Here is a 16,198-nt window from a genome sequence, read left to right as displayed (position 1 = left end):
ATGGACAGCACGCTGCGCATCGGCTTCGTCGACAGTGGATTCGCCCCGCATCAGGCCACCCGCGTCAGCCATGCCCGGCGCTTCTGGCTGCAGCACGAGGTGCTGGAGCAGGGCGAGCCCCTGCCCGATGCCCTGGGGCATGGCACTGCGGTGCTCGATGCGCTGTCCTCACCGGCAGAGCGGGCTTGCATCTATAGCGCTCAGGTGTTCGCCGGGCACTGGCAGACCAGTCCGCTGCAGATCGCGGCGGCCCTGTACTGGCTGCTGGAGCAGGACGTGCGCCTGATCAACCTGAGCCTGGGCCTGCGCAGTGACCGCCCGGTGCTGCGCGAGACCTGTGCCGAACTGCAGGCCGCCGGCGTGATCCTCTGCGCCGCCAGCCCGGCTCAGGGCGAGCCGGTCTACCCGGCCAGCTATCCCGGGGTCATCCGTATCAGTGGCGACGCTCGTTGTCAGGCCGGACAGTGGTCCTGGCTGAACAGCGCCCAGGCCGATTTCGGCGCCCAGGTCCGCGGTTCTTCGGGACTGGCCGGGGCCAGCCTGGCTTGCGCGGCGCTCAGCGGGCAGATCGCCGGCTACCTGGCGCAGCATCGCCGCGCCGATCGGCAGGCGGTGCACGACTGGCTGCGCCATGAGGCGGCGCATGTCGGCCCGGAGCGGCGCCGGTGAACGCGCCACGGATCGCGGTGCTCGGCGCAGGGCCCGCCGGTTGCGCGGTGGCGCTGGGCTTGCAGCGCCTGGGCTACCGGGTCTGGGTGATCAGCGAGTGGCGTCGTTTCGCTGCGGTGGAAGGGGTGTCCGCACGGGTGCTGGAGGGGTTGCGTCAGGTCGGCCTGCACCAGGCGCTGGCCAGTGCGGCGCCGCCGACGCCGCGTCGGGTACGCTGGAGCGGTGTGGACCAGTTGCTCAACGACGAGCGCCTGCTGGATCGCCCGCTGTTCGACGCGGCCCTGCGCCGCGACCTGGCGGACGCCGGTGTCGAGCTGCTGCAGGGGCGGATACGCCAGCTCGGGCAACAGGGCAAGCAGCAACGGATCGTGCTGGAGGATGGCCGGTCGCTGCTGGCGGACTTCCTGGTGGAAGCCCGGGGACGTCAGGCACCGCTGGGCGAAGGGCGCCTGCGTGGGCCGGAGACCCTCAGTCTGCTCAGCAGCTGGCAGGCTGAGCCGGGCCGTGCAGGTTCGGCCGTCGAGAGCCTGGCAGATGGCTGGTCCTGGATGGCGGCGCTGGCCGATGGCCGTTGCTACTGGCAGATCACCCTGGACGCCGCTGCCGCCGAACTGCCCCCGCGCGACGAACTGCCAGCCTATTGTGCGGCGCGGCGCCAGGCATCGGCGCTGGTTCGGGCCTTGTTCGGCGATTCGGCCAACGCCGCTGCGCCGGTGCATGCGCGCAGCAGCACGGCGATTCTGCCCCGGCAGGTGGTGGGGCCGGGCTGGATTCGCGTTGGCGATGCGGCGATGGCGGTCGATCCGTTATCGGGCAACGGCGTGTTCCAGTCGCTGTCCTCGGCGTTGCAGGCCCCGGCGGTGATCAACACCCTGCTGCAGCACCCCGAACGCACGCAACTGGCCTGCCGCTTTCACCAGCAGCGCATCGAGCATCTGTTCATGCGTTTCGCCCGGACCGGGCGTGACTTCTATACGGCGGAGCCACGCTGGGCCGATGCTGCGTTCTGGCGCGCGCGGCGTGGCTGGCCGGACGCACAGCCACTGCATGTCGACGCCGATATCGCCCGGCTGCAGGTGGCGAGCATGCCGGTGCTCAACGATGGCCTGATCGATGAGGCCGAGGTGGTGCTGACGGCCGATCAGCCGCTGGGGATCTGGCACATCGACGGCGTGGCACTGGCGCCCATCGTGCGCAGCCTGCAGGCGGGGCGCCTGGAGGCTGCGCTGGCCGCTCTGGCACCCGCATCGCGGCGGACTGTCCAGGGCTGGCTGCTGCAGCAGGGCTACCGGCCCTGATCGGGCCGGACCATGTCACAGCTTGATCAGCACCGATTTCAGCTCGGTGTAGTGGTCGATGGCGGCTGCGCCCATTTCCCGGCCGACGCCGGAGAGCTTGTAGCCGCCGAACGGCAGGGCCGGATCGAGCGCGCTGTGGCAGTTGACCCAGACCGAGCCGGACTTGATGCGCGGAATCATCCGGTGCACCGAGGCCAGGTCGTTGGACCAGATGCTGGCGCCGAGGCCGTAGGGGTTGTCGTTGGCCAGGCGCACGACCTCGTCGATGTCCTCGAACGGCATGGCGACCAGCACCGGGCCGAAGATCTCCTCCTGCACCAGGCGATGCTGCTGGTCGACGTCGACGATCACCGTCGGCTTGACGAAGTAGCCTGGGCCGAAGCCCTCGCCACCACAGGCGATGGTGGCACCCAGTTCGCGGCCGAGGTCGATGTAGCCGGTGACGCGCTCCTGCTGCCTGGCGGAGATCAGCGGGCCCATCTGCACGCTGGGGTCGAGGCCGTTGCCCAGTTTCATGCCGTTGGCGATGCCGGCGATGTCGGCAACCACATTGTCGAAGTGCTTGCGGTGCACGTACAGGCGCGAGCCGGCGCAGCACACCTGGCCCTGGTTGAAGAATATCGCGCTGGCAGCGCCGGCCGCGGCCTCGGCGAGGTTGGCGTCGGGCATGACGATGGTCGGTGACTTGCCGCCCAGTTCCAGGGTCACACGGGTCATGTTGTCCATGGCGGCCTTGCCGATCTGCTTGCCCACTTCGGTCGAACCGGTGAAAGTCAGCTTGTCCACACCCGGATGGCGGGTGAGGGCGACGCCGGCATTGAGGCCGGTGCCGGTGACCACGTTGAACACCCCGGCCGGGTAGCCGGCCTCAAGCACCAGCTCGGCCAGCTTGAGAGCGGTCAGCGGCGTTTCATCGGCAGGCTTGAGCACCAGGGTGCAGCCGGTGGCCAGTGCCGGGCCGAGCTTCCAGCAGGCCAGCAGCAGGGGGAAGTTCCAGGCGACGATAGCGCCCACCACGCCGACGGCTTCGCGGCGGATGAAACCATGGAAGTCCTCGCCCGGCATCAGCGGCAGCGAGGGCTCGACCGTGCTGCCTTCGATCTTGGTGGCCCAGCCGGCCATGTAACGGAGGAAGTCGATGGCCAGTTGCACGTCCATGACCTGAGCCACGGCGGCGCTCTTGCCGTTGTTCAGGCACTCCAGCTCGGCCAGCTGCTGCGCATCGCGCTCCATCAGCTCGGCCAGGCGCCACAGCAGGTTCTGTCGATCGCGCGGGCGCATGCGGCTCCAGGCCGAGTCATCGAAAGCCCGGCGGGCGGCGCGGACGGCGCGGTCGACGTCGTCGGTACTGGCCGAGGGCACCTGACCGATGACCTCGCCGCTGGCCGGGTTGCGAAAGTCCAGGGTGGCCCCGCTGATGGCGTCGCACCATTCGGCGCCGATCAGCATCTGCAGCTTGCGGTTGAGGAAGGCATGGGTCTGGGGCAGGACGGGCAGGTCGGCAAACATTGGGGGTACCTCTGCTTATTGGAGTCGCGATGACCTTTCGCAACCCTCGTGCCAATGCTCGATCTGCGAGGTAAGAGATTGATATGGAAAGAAAAGGTTCGGAGATTCGTGCTCTGTCGCAGCAGCCCGCTGTTGCAGATTGAGACGGCCTGAGACGGGCCTGGGACGGCCTCGGCGTCCCGCATCGGAGAAGCCTGGGTGCGTTCGTCTCAAGCTGGAACAGCCTGTCGCGAATTTAGACGCCGCAGGCTCGATCCCGTCGGCCAGAAAACCCTCGTTTTACCGCTAAGTCCTTGCTGCGAATGCATTTGTCCCTGTGTGGCACGCAATGTGTATTTGCTCTGGCCAGGCGCACCTGCTCGGGGTGCGGATCATAAGAACAACACCGTGGAGGTCTGACCTTGAAGACGACTCGACTCCGGCAGCATGCGGGCATCCTGGCTCTGGCCATGACCTCGCTGATGCTCGCCCAGGCCCAGGCAGCGCAGGAGGGGCAAGCCCTCCTCGAGTCCAAATGCGTGGGCTGCCATATTCCCGAAGGCGGCGACGCCATCAGTCGTATCAGCCACCAGCGCAAGACCCCCGAGGGCTGGCTGATGAGCATCGCGCGCATGCAGCTGATGCATGGCCTGAACATCGCCGATGACGAGCGCCGCACCCTGGTCAAGTACCTGGCCGACAAGCAGGGCCTGGCCCCGGATGAAACCGAGGGGGTGCGCTACGCCATGGAGCGTCGCCTGAACACGGTCGAGACGTTCGACGAGCAGTTGAGCCAGACCTGTGGCCGTTGCCACTCCGGGGCCCGTGTCGCCCTGCAGCGCCGGCCGGCCAAGGAGTGGGAGCATCTGGTCCACTTCCATCTGGGGCAGTGGCCGTCGCTCGAGTACCAGGCGCAGGCCCGTGACCGCGACTGGCTCGATCTCGCCCTCGCGGAGATGGTGCCGGAGCTGGCCAAGCGCTACCCGCTGGACAGCCAGGCCTGGTCCGAATGGCAGAAGGCCAGACCCGAGGCCAAGGTGTTGCTGGGCCAATGGGCGTTCAGTGGGCACATGCTGGCCAAGGGTGATGTGCGGGGCGTAATGACGGTGAGCGCCGACACGGGTGACACCTTCAAGGTCGAGGTCAACGGCCAGTACGCCGATGGCACGCCCTTCGTCGGTGGCGGTTCGGCCATTCTCTACAACGGCTACGAATGGCGCGGCAACGTGAAGATCGGTGACACCCGCATGCGCCAGGTCTTCGCGGCCCTGAACGGCGAGATGAAAGGGCGCATGTTCGATGCCGAGCATGACGAGCGTGGTCTGGACTTCAGTGCCGCCCAGCAAGGCCAGGCCAGGTTGCTGGCCGTGCAGCCGGCTTATGTCAGGGCCGGTAGCGAAGTCGAGCTGACCCTGGTGGGCAGCGGCTTGCAGGGCCGCGCGCAGCTCGGTGCGGGCCTCGAGGTGGTGAAGGTACTCGAGGCCACCCCGACGCAGGTGCGGTTGCGGGTCAAGGCCGCAGCCACGGCTGCGCCGGGCCGTCGCAGCGTCGTACTGGGCGATCTCGGGGGCGTCGACCTGGCGGTGTACAAGGACATCGCCGAAGTGAAAGTGGTACCCGCGTTCTCCATCGCCCGTGTGGGCGAGAACGGTGGTTCGACGCCCAAGGTGCAGGGCCGCTTCGAGGCCGAGGCCTGGGGCAGGGATGACGAAGGTCAGCCCTACCGGATCGGCTACCTGCCGGCCAAGTGGTCGGTACAGCCCTTCGATGAGCGCGCCAGGGAAGACGAGGACGTGAAGTTCGCCGGGCAGATGCAGAAGGACGGCGTGTTCGTCCCTGGCGCTGCTGGTCCCAACCCGCAGCGCAAGATGATGACCAACAACGCCGGCAACCTGAAGGTGATCGCCGAGCTGGAGGAGGGTGGCCAGAAGGGTGAAGGCCAGCTGATCGTCACCGTACAGCGTTGGAACAACCCGCCGCTGCCCTGAGGGGCAATGGCTCGGGCGGGGCCACGCCCTGCCCGGATTCGCAACGACGATTGGGAAAACTTCCGGGAGGTCGCCATGGGCGCAATCTTGAATCTGGTCGAGCGCAACCTGCACGAAGTGCGAGTGGATGCCGACCGCATGCTGTTCCACATTCCGAGCAGTTCGCTGTTCGCCGCCGATGACGTGACGGGCGGCATCATCGACGCGCTGCGTCAGCAGAGCTGCTCGTCCGAAGACCTGGTGCGGCGTCTGGCCGACCGTTTCGCCGGGCAGGCCATCGATGAAACGCTGCGCGAGCTGATCGCGCTGGAAGTGGTCAGCGACGGCTCGCCACTGACGCCGGAAATCGGCATCGCCAGGGTCGAACGCACGGCGCTGAACACCGTAGTGCTGAACGTCAACACCGGCTGCAACCTGAGCTGCACCTACTGCTACAAGGAAGACCTGGACAAGCCCTCGGCCGGCAAGAAGATGCAGGCGCAGACCGCCGAGGCCTCGGTGGAGATGCTGCTCAAGGAGTCGCCGGACGAGCAGCGCTACAGCGTGGTGTTCTTCGGCGGCGAGCCGCTCTCCAACCGGGCACTGATCGAGCACATGGTGGACTACTGCGAGCGGCGCTTCGCCGAGGCGGGCAAGCAGGTGGAGTTCATCATGACCACCAATGCCACATTGCTCACCGAAGAGATCATCGACTACCTCAATGCCCATCGCTTCGGGTTGTCGATCAGCATCGACGGGCCGAAGACGGTGCACGATCGCAACCGCATCACCGTGGGCGGGCAGGGCACCTACGACGTGGTGCGGCGCAAGGTCGACCTGCTGCTGTCGCGCTATCGCAGCCGTCCGGTTGGGGCGCGGGTGACCCTGACGCGCGGCATCACCGATGTCGAGACCATCTGGAACCACCTGTTCAACGAACTGGGTTTCGCCGAAGTCGGCTTCGCGCCGGTCACCTCAGGAGACATGGCCGACTACAACCTGACCGCTGAGGAACTGGTCGAGGTCTTCGCCAACATGAAGGCCCTCGGCCGGCGCTACCTGGACGCGGCGCTGGAACACCGCAACATCGGCTTCTCCAACCTGCACCAGCTGATCACCGACATCCATGAAGGGCACAAGAAGGCGCTGCCCTGCGGCGCCGGCCTGAAGATGCTGGCGGTGGACCACAAGGGCGAGCTGAACCTCTGCCACCGTTTCACCGGTTCCAGCATGCCGACCTTCGGCAATGTGCACAGCGGCGTGAAGCAGGTCGAGCTCAACGACTTCCTGTCCCAGCGCCTGGATCGCTCGGGCACCGGCTGCGACAGCTGCCGCATTCGCAACCTGTGCTCCGGGGGCTGTTATCACGAGAGCTACGCCCGCTACGGCGACCCGACTCACCCGACCTATCACTACTGCGAGCTGATGCGCGACTGGGTGGACTTCGGCATCGAGGTCTACAGCCGCATCATGGCCGTCAACCCGGCCTTCATCAGCAGTTACATCTCTCCGCGGAAGGCGTACTGACATGAAACATCTGAAGCCGCTCAACAACAAAGCACAACTGCTCGAACAAGCTGCAGCCGAAGATCGTATCGAAGAGGTGGTGGCCATGAGCGCCGTCGCCGGCTGCACCGCCACCACCGATCCGGGCTGGGAGGTAGACGCCTTCGGCGGTGTGAGCTCCCTCTGTCAGCCGATGGAGGCCGACCTCTACGGATGCTCCGACCCTTGCTGGTGGCCGGCCCAGGTGCCCGACATGATGAGCACCTATCAGGACTGGAACGCCACTGCCCAGGATTCGTCGCAGGACTGGCGCAACCTCAACACCGTATTCCCGAAAGACAAATGACCGGCGCGCAGAACAAGAGGGGACAGCGTATGAAACTCCAAACCATCGCCAGCCTGGCGACCGTCGTCGCCGGGCTCGCCCTGGGCAGTCATGCCAATGCTGCGGCGCAGGCCGGCCCGGCGCTGAAGGTCGGTCAGGAATACCTGATCGCCACCAACTATCCGAACAACCTGCATGTGGTCGATCTGGCCAGCGACAGCCTGTACAAGACGTGCCAGCTCCCCGATGCGTTCGGCCCCGGTACCGCGATGATGGCGCCGGACAACAGGACGGCGTACTTGCTCAACAACCACTACGGTGACCTCTACGGCATCAATCTGGACGATTGTCGCACGGTGTTCCACGCCCGGCTGTCGCGCAGCCCGGGGGAAAAGGTGCGCTCGATGTTCTCCTTCGCCCTCAGCCCGGATGGCAAGGAGCTGTACACCACGGTCAACCCGACGCAGATGATGAGCGATCACTATGTGGTCAAGCCGCCGCGTCTGGAGGTGTTCGATACCGCCGCCGGGCTCGATGCCCAGCCGCTGCGCAGCTTCCCGATGCCGCGCCAGGTGTACCTGATGCGCGCCGCCGATGACGGTTCGCTGTTCGTCGCCGGGCCGGACATCTACAAGATGGACGTGCACACCGGCCAGTACGAGGTGGCGGTGCCCCTGCGCAACTGGCAGCGGCCACTCTACAGTGCACCGGACGTGCTGTACTTCTGGCCGCACCAGACCGCGATGCACGATTTCTCGATGCTCTACACGGCAGCCCGCTTCCAGGATGACACGCAGGACCTGGCGAGCGCCGACTACCGCTACGGCTACCTGAGCATTGACCTGAAGACCGGCAAGGCGGTCGTGGAGGATTTCGCCTCGCTGACCGAGCTGTACTTCACCGGCCTGCGCTCGCCCAAGGATGCCAACCAGATGTTCGGCGTACTCAACCGCCTGGCCAAGTACGACATCAAGGAACAGAAGCTGATCAAGGCTGCCAACCTGGAGCACACCTACTACTGCATCGCCTTCAACACCGAGGGTAGCAAGCTGTACCTGGCCGGCACCTTCAACGACATCGCGGTGTTCGACCCGGATACGCTGGAGAAGATCAAGAACATCAAGCTGCCAGGTGGTGATATGGCGATCACCACCACTCAGGTATTTACTCGATAAGGTTGCTCGCAGTGGCGAAGGTCGCATACCCATGCGACCTTCCGCTGTGATAATCGACAGGTTCCGCGGCCCGTGCCCCAACGGTTGGCCGCCTGTTCAGCGACGATCCCATTACAAAGACAAGAAGGGAAAGCCATGAATCACCCGAGTTACACCCGCGGGCGGCAGGACAAGGACTTGCTCGCCATGACCATCGGCGCGGCGTTCGACGCCACGGTCGCCCGGTTCCCCGAGCGTGAGGCGCTGGTCGTGCGCCATCAGGGCCTGCGTTACAGCTGGCGAGAGCTGGCCGAGGTGGTCGAACGCCATGCCCGCGCCTTGCTCGCCCTCGGCATCGAGAGCGGCGACCGCCTGGGGATCTGGGCACCGAACTGCGCCGAGTGGTGCATCACCCAGTTCGCCAGCGCCAAGATCGGCGCCATCCTGGTCAACATCAATCCCGCCTATCGCAGCAGCGAGCTGGAGTACGCGCTGAAGCAGTCCGGCTGTCGCTGGGTGATCTGCGCCGATGCCTTCAAGACCTCCGACTACCATGCGATGTTGCTCGGCCTGGTGCCGGAGCTGGCGGACGCCGAGCCGGGCCGGCTGCAGTGCGAGCGCCTGCCGGAATTGCGTGGCGTGGTCAGCCTGGCGGCCAATCCGCCCGCCGCGTTCCTGTCCTGGGCCAGCCTGCAGGCAAGCGCCGCTTCGGTCCCTGTCGAGGCGCTGGCCGAGCGCCAGGCCAGCCTGCAGTTCGATGACCCGATCAACATCCAGTACACCTCCGGCACCACCGGCTTCCCCAAGGGTGCCACGCTGAGTCACTACAACATCCTCAACAACGGTTACATGGTGGGCGAGAGCCTCGGCCTCACCGAGCACGACCGCCTGGTGATCCCGGTGCCGCTGTACCACTGCTTCGGCATGGTGATGGGCAACCTGGGCTGCGTGACCCATGGCTCGACCATGATCTACCCGAGCGATGCCTTCGATCCGCTGACTACCCTGCAGACCGTGGCCGAGGAAAAGGCCACTGCCCTGTATGGCGTGCCGACTATGTTCATCGCCGAGCTGGACCATCCGCGGCGCGGCGAATTCGACCTGTCCAGCCTGCGCACCGGCATCATGGCCGGCGCGACCTGTCCGATCGAGGTGATGCGCCGGGTCATCAGGGAAATGCACATGAGCGAGGTGCAGATCGCCTACGGCATGACCGAGACCAGCCCGGTATCGCTGCAGACGGGCCCCGAGGACGAGCTGGAGCTGCGCGTGACCACCGTCGGCCGCACCCAGCCCCAGCTGGAGAGCAAGATCGTCGACAGCGACGGCAGGATAGTGCCGCGCGGTACCATCGGCGAGCTGTGCACGCGCGGCTACAGCGTGATGCTCGGTTACTGGAACAACCCGCAGGCCACGGCCGATGCCATCGACCCCGGGCGCTGGATGCACACCGGTGACCTGGCGTCGATGGACGACAATGGCTACGTCTGCATCGTCGGGCGCAGCAAGGACATGATCATCCGCGGCGGCGAGAACATCTATCCGCGCGAGCTCGAGGAGTTCTTCTTCACCCACCCGGCGGTGGCCGACGTGCAGGTGATCGGCATCCCCTGCGAGCGCTACGGCGAGGAGATCGTCGCCTGGGTCATGCTGCACCCCGGCCATGAACTCGGCGAGGAACAGCTGCGTGCCTGGGCCCGGGAGCGCATCGCGCACTTCAAGGTCCCGCGTCACTTCCACTTCGTGGACGGCTTCCCGATGACGGTCACCGGCAAGATCCAGAAATTCCGCATGCGCGAGATCAGCATCGAGCGCCTGGTCCAGGTACAGAGCGGCTGAGTGACGGTGGCGATTGCCAGCGCGGTGTTGCCCTGCGACAGTGGCGGCTCGTCAGGCGTTGCAGGGAAAGACATGACGGCCATCGTCACCGAGAAAGGCACCATCTCCGTCCAGCTGGTGGCCGAGGCACTGCTCGAGTGGCGCCGCCGCGGCCTGTCGGAGGCGCCGTTGCTGGCGCAAGCCGGCATCACACCGGGGCAGCTGCTGCGACCCTATGCGCGGGTCTCGGCGTCGGCCTACGCCCAGCTGTGGCGGGCCATCGCCCTGGCCATGGACGACGAGTTCTTCGGCATGAATGCACGGCGCATGAAGTCTGGCAGCTTTGCCTTCATGGCCCGCACGGCGCTGCGCGAGGCCGACCTGGGCAGTGCGCTGGAGAGCATGCTGGGCTTTCTCGGCCTGATCTTCGATGGCCTGCGGCCGCGCCTGGAGCGTCAGGGCAGCCTGGCGCAGATCGTCCTCGACGACTCTGGCGAAGTGCCGGGGCGGGCATTCTCCAGCTTCACCCTGTGGCTGATGCTGCACGGCCTGGCCTGCTGGCTGGTGGGGCGGCGCATCGCCATTCTCAGCGTCGAGCTGCGCTGCGCCATGCCGGATTACTGCGGTGATTACCGGGTGATGTTCAGCGACAACCTGCGCTTCGGGCGCGCCAGCAATCGCCTGCTGTTCAACGCCGACTGCCTGGACTTGCCGCTGCGTCGCAGCGAGCGCGAGCTGCGCCGCTTTCTCGCCGGTGCGCCGGGCAACATCCTGGTGCGCTATCGCGACCCGCAGAGCCTCGGCGCACGCATCAAGGCCTACCTGCGCAGCCTCAACGCCGGGCGCTGGCCCGATCTCGACGCCCTGTCCGGGCACTTCTACATGGCGCCTTCGACCCTGCGCCGCAAGCTGGCTCAGGAAGGCCAGTCCTACCAGGGGCTCAAGGACCAGGTGCGTCGCGACCTGGCCATCGCGCGCCTGGACGAGGGCGCCAGCCACTTCGCCGAGCTGGCCTACGAGCTGGGGTTCGCCGACACCAGCGCCTTCTACAAGGCCTTCAAGAAGTGGACCGGCACCACCCCGGGACAGTACCGCGCCCTGGAGGGCGTGGACTGAGCGGCGCTGTCAAAAACGCTCGCTTCGATCGACCTGTTTCGACATTGCCGCCTTGCGGCCCCTGGCGCGACCATCGTGGCACTCCAACAACAAGAACACCGGAGGCTACCCGATGCGCGACTACTTCACCGCTGCCCGCGAGTTCGATTACGCCAGTGCCGCTTCCAGCACCCTGGCAGGCGACCTCGACGCCCTGAATGCCTGTGTCGAATGCTGCGACCGCCATGCCCAGCCAGGGCGCGTCGCGCTGCTTTGGGAGGGGCGCAACGGCGAGCGCGCCGAGTGGACCTTCGCCGCCCTCAAGGAGGCCGCGTCGCGTTTTGCCAACCTGCTCCAGGCCCGTGGCGTGGGCCCCGGCGATTGTGTCTCGGGCATGCTGCCGCGCACGCCGGAACTGCTGATCACCATCCTCGGGACCTGGCGCGCGGGCGCGGTTTACCAGCCGCTGTTCACCGCCTTCGGGCCCAAGGCCATCGAACACCGTGTGCGCAGCGCCGGCAGCAAGCTGGTCGTCACCGACCTGGCCAATCGCGCCAAGTTCGACGAGGTGCCGGACGCGCCGCCGGTGCTGACGGTGGGTGACGATTTCCAGGCCGAGCTGGAGCGCCAGCCGGAACACTTCGAAGCGGTCATGCGCAAGGCGTCCGATCCCTTCCTGCTGATGTTCACCTCCGGCACCACCGGCCTGGCGAAACCGCTGGCGGTGCCGCTGAAGGCCATCGTCGCCTTCGTCAGCTACATGCGCGAGGCGGTCGACCTGCGCGCCGAGGACCGCTTCTGGAACCTGGCCGACCCAGGCTGGGCCTACGGCCTTTACTACGCGGTGACCGGGCCGTTGGCGATGGGCCATGCCACGCTCTTCTACGAAGGCGGTTTCAGCGTCGAAAGTACCTGCCGGATCATCCGCGACTACGGCATCAGCAACCTGGCCGGCTCGCCCACCGCCTACCGCCTGCTGCTGGCGGGCAAGGGTGAGGTGGAAGCTGCGATCAAGGGGCAGCTACGCGCCGTCAGCAGCGCTGGCGAGCCGCTGACCCCGGAGGTGATCCGCTGGTTCGCCGAGGGGCTCGGCTGCGTCATCCACGACCACTACGGGCAGACCGAGCTGGGCATGGTGCTGTGCAACCACCACGCGCTGCAGCACCCGGTGCGCCTGGGCGCCGCCGGGTTCGCCATGCCCGGCCACCGTGTCGTGGTGCTGGACGAGCAGCAGCGCGAACTGGCGGTCGGCCAGCCCGGCATCCTCGCCCTGGACATGCCGCGTTCGCCGCTGTTCTGGTTCCCCGGTTATCAGGGCCTGGAAACCCGCGCCTTCGTCGGCGACTACTATCTGAGTGGTGACACCGTCGAACTCAATGCGGATGGCAGCATCAGTTTCGTCGGCCGCGCCGATGACGTGATCACCACCTCCGGCTACCGCGTCGGCCCCTTCGATGTGGAGAGCGCGCTGATCGAACACCCGGCGGTGATAGAGGCCGCCGTGGTCGGCAAGCCCGACCCTGAGCGCACCGAGCTGGTCAAGGCCTTCGTCGTGCTGCATGCCGGCCATGCCGCCGACGCCGCACTGGCCGAGGGGTTGCAGCAGTACGTGCGCCAGCGCCTGTCCGCCCATGCCTATCCGCGCGAGATCGAGTTCGTCGCGGAGCTACCCAAGACCCCGAGCGGCAAGATCCAGCGCTTCCTGTTGCGCAACCAGGAGATCGCCAAGGCCCAGGAGGCCGCCGCTCACTGATTCGAAGGAGTAAAGAACGTGCGTATCGAGAATTCCGTTTTCCTGGTGACCGGCGGCAGCTCCGGTCTGGGCCTGGCCACCGCCCGCGAACTGCTGGAGCAGGGCGGCAAGGTGGTGCTGGTGGACATCAACGCCGAGGCCGGCGCCGCGCGTGCCGAGGAACTGGGCAGCAACGCCCGCTTCGTGAAAGCGGACATCACCCGCGAGGAGGATGCCCGCGCTGCGGTGAACGCCGCTGCGGAAGCCTTCGGTGGCCTGCAGGGTCTGGTCAACTGCGCCGGGGTCGCGCCTGCGGAGAAGGTCATCGGCCGCAATGGCGTGCATGGTCTGGAGAGCTTCGCCCGCACGGTCAACGTCAACCTGGTCGGCAGCTTCAACATGCTGCGCCTGGCCGCCGAGTGCATGGCCCAGGGCCAGGCCAATGCCGATGGCGAGCGTGGCGTGATCATCAACACGGCCTCGGTCGCGGCCTTCGATGGGCAGATCGGCCAGGCTGCGTATGCGGCCTCGAAGGGCGGCGTGGTCGGCATGACCCTGCCGATTGCCCGCGAACTGGCTCGCCACGGCATCCGCGTAATGTGCGTCGCGCCCGGCATCTTCGAAACCCCGATGATGGCCGGCATGCCCCAGGAGGTCCGCGATGCCCTCGGCGCCGCCGTACCGTTCCCGCCGCGCCTTGGCCGGCCGGCAGAGTACGCGGCACTGGTGCGCCATATCGTCGAGAACGCCATGCTCAACGGCGAGGTGATCCGCCTCGACGGCGCCATACGCATGGCCGCGAAGTGAGGAGACCGTCATGAACAAGGATTCCATCGTCATCGTCAGTGCCGCCCGTACCGCCATGGGTGGCTTCCTGGGGGACTTCAGGGAGATGAGTGCGGCCCAGCTCGGCGCCGCTGCCAACATCGCGGCTCTGGAGCGGGCCGGTATCGCCGGCGACGCCGTCGACGAGGTGATCATGGGCTGCGTGCTGCAGGCCGGCCAGGGCCAGGCGCCGGCGCGTCAGGCCGCACTGGGGGCCGGGCTGCCACAGTCGGTAGTCTGCTCGACGGTGAACAAGATGTGCGGCTCCGGGATGAAGGCCGTGATGCTGGGCCATGACTTGCTGCGGGCCGGCAGCGCCGACGTGGTACTGGCCGGTGGCATGGAGAGCATGTCCAACGCGCCCTACCTGCTGGAGCGCGCGCGTGGCGGCTATCGCATGGGGCACGGCAAGGTGCTCGACCACATGTTCCTCGATGGCCTGGAGGATGCCTACGACAAGGGGCGTCTGATGGGCACCTTCGCCGAAGACTGCGCCCAGGCCTACGGCTTCACCCGTGAGCAGCAGGATGCCTTCGCCATCGCCTCGCTGACCCGTGCGCAGAAGGCCATGCGCGAGGGCCGTTTCGCCGCCGAGATCGTCCCGGTACAGGCCCGCTGCGGTCGCGAGTGGATGACCGTCAGCGAGGACGAGCAGCCGCCCAAGGCGCGCATGGACAAGATTCCCGGCCTCAAGCCGGCGTTCCGCGAGGGCGGCACGGTGACGGCGGCCAACGCCAGCTCCATCTCCGATGGCGCCGCGGCGCTGCTGCTGATGCGCCTGGAAGAGGCGGAGAAGCGGGGCCTGCAACCGCTGGCGCGGATCGCCGGGCATGCCTCCTTCGCCCATGCGCCGAACCTGTTCACCACCGCACCCGTCGGCTCGATCCAGCGCCTGCTGGCGCGCACGGGCTGGAGCCTGGGCGAGGTGGACCTGTTCGAGGTCAACGAAGCCTTCGCCGTGGTGCCCATGGTGGCGATGCGCGACCTCGACATCCCCCACGACAAGCTCAACGTCCACGGTGGCGCCTGCGCCCTGGGTCACCCCATCGGCGCTTCCGGCGCGCGCGTGCTGGTGACGCTGCTCAATGCGCTGGGGCAATACGACCTCAAGCGCGGCGTGGCTTCCCTGTGCATCGGTGGCGGCGAGGCCACGGCGGTGGCTGTCGAGCGCCTGTAAGGAGAACGAGATGATTCCGAACGAAGATGAAATCCTCATCCGTGACATGGCTCGCCAGTTCTCCCAGGAGCGCCTGAAGCCCTTTGCCGCCGACTGGGACCGCGAGCATCGCTTCCCCGCGGAGGCCATCGCCGAGATGGGGCAGCTCGGCTTCATGGGCATGCTGGTGCCGCAGCAATGGGGTGGCGCCGAGACCGGCCACCTGGCCTACGCCATGGCGCTGGAGGAGGTGGCCGCCGGTGACGGTGCCTGCTCGACCATCATGAGCGTGCACAACTCGGTGGGCTGCATGCCGATTCTCAAGTACGGCAGCGAGGAGCAGAAACAGCGCTTTCTCCGCCCGCTGGCCGAAGGCAGCATGCTCGGCGCCTTCGCCCTGACCGAGCCTCAGGCCGGGTCCGATGCCAGCGACCTGCGCACCCGCGCGCGGCGCGACGGCGATCATTACCTGCTCAGCGGCGCCAAGCAGTTCATCACCTCCGGCAACCAGGCCGGCATGGTCATCGTCTTCGCCGTCACCGATGCCCAGGCGGGCAAGCGGGGCATCAGCGCCTTCATCGTGCCGACCGATACCCCGGGGTTCTCGGTGGTGCGGGTGGAGGACAAGCTTGGCCAGCATGCCTCCGACACCTGCCAGATTCAGCTCGACGAAGTGCGCATTCCGGCGAGCCTGCGCCTGGGCGAGGAGGGCGAGGGCTACCGTATCGCCCTGGCCAATCTGGAAGGCGGGCGCATCGGTATCGCCGCGCAGTCGGTGGGCATGGCCCGTGCCGCATTCGAGGCGGCGCGGGACTACGCTCACGAGCGGGTGACCTTCGGCAAGCCGATCATCGAGCACCAGGCGGTGGCCTTCCGCCTCGCCGACATGGCCACGCAGATCGCCGTGGCGCGGCAGATGGTGCATCACGCCGCCAGCCTGCGCGAGGCGGGTCAGCCATGCCTGACCGAGGCGTCGATGGCCAAGCTGTTCGCCTCGGAAATGGCCGAGAAGGTCTGTTCGGCGGCGATCCAGACGCTGGGCGGCTATGGCTACCTGAAGGACTTCCCGGTCGAACGCATCTACCGCGACGTGCGCGTCTGCCAGATCTACGAAGGCACCAGCGACGTGCAGCGAATGGTGATCGCGCGCAGCCTCTGACTGATG

13 protein-coding genes are annotated in these 16,198 nt (G+C 66.9%); 12 read left to right on the top strand and 1 reads right to left on the bottom strand.

Going from position 1 to position 16,198, the window contains the following annotated elements; all coding sequences use genetic code 11:
- Positions 1-669, top strand: a complete 669-nt coding sequence (locus tag FIV02_RS12795) for a S8 family serine peptidase (protein WP_152490119.1) — start codon at positions 1-3, stop codon at positions 667-669.
- Entirely contained in the window at positions 666-1,967 is a 1,302-nt protein-coding gene (locus FIV02_RS12790; protein WP_152488821.1) for an NAD(P)/FAD-dependent oxidoreductase, read from the top strand. Before FIV02_RS12795 ends, FIV02_RS12790 begins: the two co-directional genes overlap by 4 nt.
- Before the next feature lie 15 nt (positions 1,968-1,982).
- Here FIV02_RS12790 and FIV02_RS12785 read toward each other — a convergent pair whose 3' ends face one another.
- Complete coding sequence (locus tag FIV02_RS12785; protein ID WP_152488820.1) at positions 1,983-3,476, bottom strand: aldehyde dehydrogenase; 1,494 nt, start codon at positions 3,474-3,476, stop codon at positions 1,983-1,985.
- A gap of 401 nt (positions 3,477-3,877) precedes the next feature.
- On the opposite strand from FIV02_RS12785, the gene peaA reads away from it, so the two are divergent.
- From peaA to FIV02_RS12735, 10 genes are all read left to right on the top strand, one after another.
- Complete coding sequence (gene peaA, locus FIV02_RS12780; RefSeq protein ID WP_152488819.1) at positions 3,878-5,443, top strand: quinohemoprotein amine dehydrogenase subunit alpha; 1,566 nt, start codon at positions 3,878-3,880, stop codon at positions 5,441-5,443.
- A 75-nt stretch (positions 5,444-5,518) separates the two neighbouring features.
- Positions 5,519-6,949: a quinohemoprotein amine dehydrogenase maturation protein gene (peaB, locus tag FIV02_RS12775; RefSeq protein ID WP_152488818.1), complete on the top strand. Its 1,431-nt coding sequence runs from the start codon at positions 5,519-5,521 to the stop codon at positions 6,947-6,949.
- A gap of 1 nt (position 6,950) precedes the next feature.
- A complete protein-coding gene (qhpC, locus tag FIV02_RS12770; RefSeq protein ID WP_037047810.1) occupies positions 6,951-7,274 on the top strand; it encodes a quinohemoprotein amine dehydrogenase subunit gamma in 324 nt (107 codons plus the stop codon).
- Between the two features lie 29 nt (positions 7,275-7,303).
- Entirely contained in the window at positions 7,304-8,428 is a 1,125-nt protein-coding gene (peaD, locus tag FIV02_RS12765) for a quinohemoprotein amine dehydrogenase subunit beta (protein ID WP_152488817.1), read from the top strand.
- A 135-nt stretch (positions 8,429-8,563) separates the two neighbouring features.
- Entirely contained in the window at positions 8,564-10,246 is a 1,683-nt protein-coding gene (locus FIV02_RS12760; protein WP_152488816.1) for an AMP-binding protein, read from the top strand.
- Positions 10,247-10,318: 72 nt separating this feature from the next.
- Complete coding sequence (locus FIV02_RS12755; protein ID WP_152490118.1) at positions 10,319-11,341, top strand: AraC family transcriptional regulator; 1,023 nt, start codon at positions 10,319-10,321, stop codon at positions 11,339-11,341.
- A 112-nt stretch (positions 11,342-11,453) separates the two neighbouring features.
- Positions 11,454-13,073, top strand: coding sequence for an AMP-binding protein (locus tag FIV02_RS12750; RefSeq protein WP_152488815.1), 1,620 nt, complete (start codon positions 11,454-11,456; stop codon positions 13,071-13,073).
- A gap of 18 nt (positions 13,074-13,091) precedes the next feature.
- Complete coding sequence (locus FIV02_RS12745; protein WP_152488814.1) at positions 13,092-13,859, top strand: 3-hydroxyacyl-CoA dehydrogenase; 768 nt, start codon at positions 13,092-13,094, stop codon at positions 13,857-13,859.
- A 10-nt stretch (positions 13,860-13,869) separates the two neighbouring features.
- Positions 13,870-15,054 carry an acetyl-CoA C-acyltransferase gene (locus tag FIV02_RS12740; protein WP_152488813.1) on the top strand — a complete coding sequence of 395 codons (1,185 nt, stop codon included), beginning with the start codon at positions 13,870-13,872 and terminating at the stop codon, positions 15,052-15,054.
- Between the two features lie 10 nt (positions 15,055-15,064).
- Positions 15,065-16,192 carry an acyl-CoA dehydrogenase family protein gene (locus FIV02_RS12735; RefSeq protein ID WP_037047784.1) on the top strand — a complete coding sequence of 376 codons (1,128 nt, stop codon included), beginning with the start codon at positions 15,065-15,067 and terminating at the stop codon, positions 16,190-16,192.
- Positions 16,193-16,198: the final 6 nt, after the last annotated feature.

It is taken from the genome of Pseudomonas sp. THAF187a (genome assembly GCF_009363395.1).
GTDB lineage: Bacteria > Pseudomonadota > Gammaproteobacteria > Pseudomonadales > Pseudomonadaceae > Aquipseudomonas > Aquipseudomonas khazarica.
Note: the sequence above shows the minus strand (reverse complement) of the source record. Positions and strands in the feature narration are given on the sequence as shown.

Bases quoted from the DNA above. Each gene is read 5' to 3' on its own strand.
- peaB (WP_152488818.1), top strand. From the start codon at position 5,519: ATGGGCGCAATCTTGAATCTGGTCGAGCGCAACCTGCACGAAGTGCGA.
- FIV02_RS12750 (WP_152488815.1), top strand. From the start codon at position 11,454: ATGCGCGACTACTTCACCGCTGCCCGCGAGTTCGATTACGCCAGTGCC.
- FIV02_RS12795 (WP_152490119.1), top strand. From the start codon at position 1: ATGGACAGCACGCTGCGCATCGGCTTCGTCGACAGTGGATTCGCCCCG.
- FIV02_RS12735 (WP_037047784.1), top strand. From the start codon at position 15,065: ATGATTCCGAACGAAGATGAAATCCTCATCCGTGACATGGCTCGCCAG.
- FIV02_RS12755 (WP_152490118.1), top strand. From the start codon at position 10,319: ATGACGGCCATCGTCACCGAGAAAGGCACCATCTCCGTCCAGCTGGTG.
- FIV02_RS12740 (WP_152488813.1), top strand. From the start codon at position 13,870: ATGAACAAGGATTCCATCGTCATCGTCAGTGCCGCCCGTACCGCCATG.
- peaD (WP_152488817.1), top strand. From the start codon at position 7,304: ATGAAACTCCAAACCATCGCCAGCCTGGCGACCGTCGTCGCCGGGCTC.
- FIV02_RS12785 (WP_152488820.1), bottom strand. From the start codon at position 3,476: ATGTTTGCCGACCTGCCCGTCCTGCCCCAGACCCATGCCTTCCTCAAC.
- qhpC (WP_037047810.1), top strand. From the start codon at position 6,951: ATGAAACATCTGAAGCCGCTCAACAACAAAGCACAACTGCTCGAACAA.
- FIV02_RS12760 (WP_152488816.1), top strand. From the start codon at position 8,564: ATGAATCACCCGAGTTACACCCGCGGGCGGCAGGACAAGGACTTGCTC.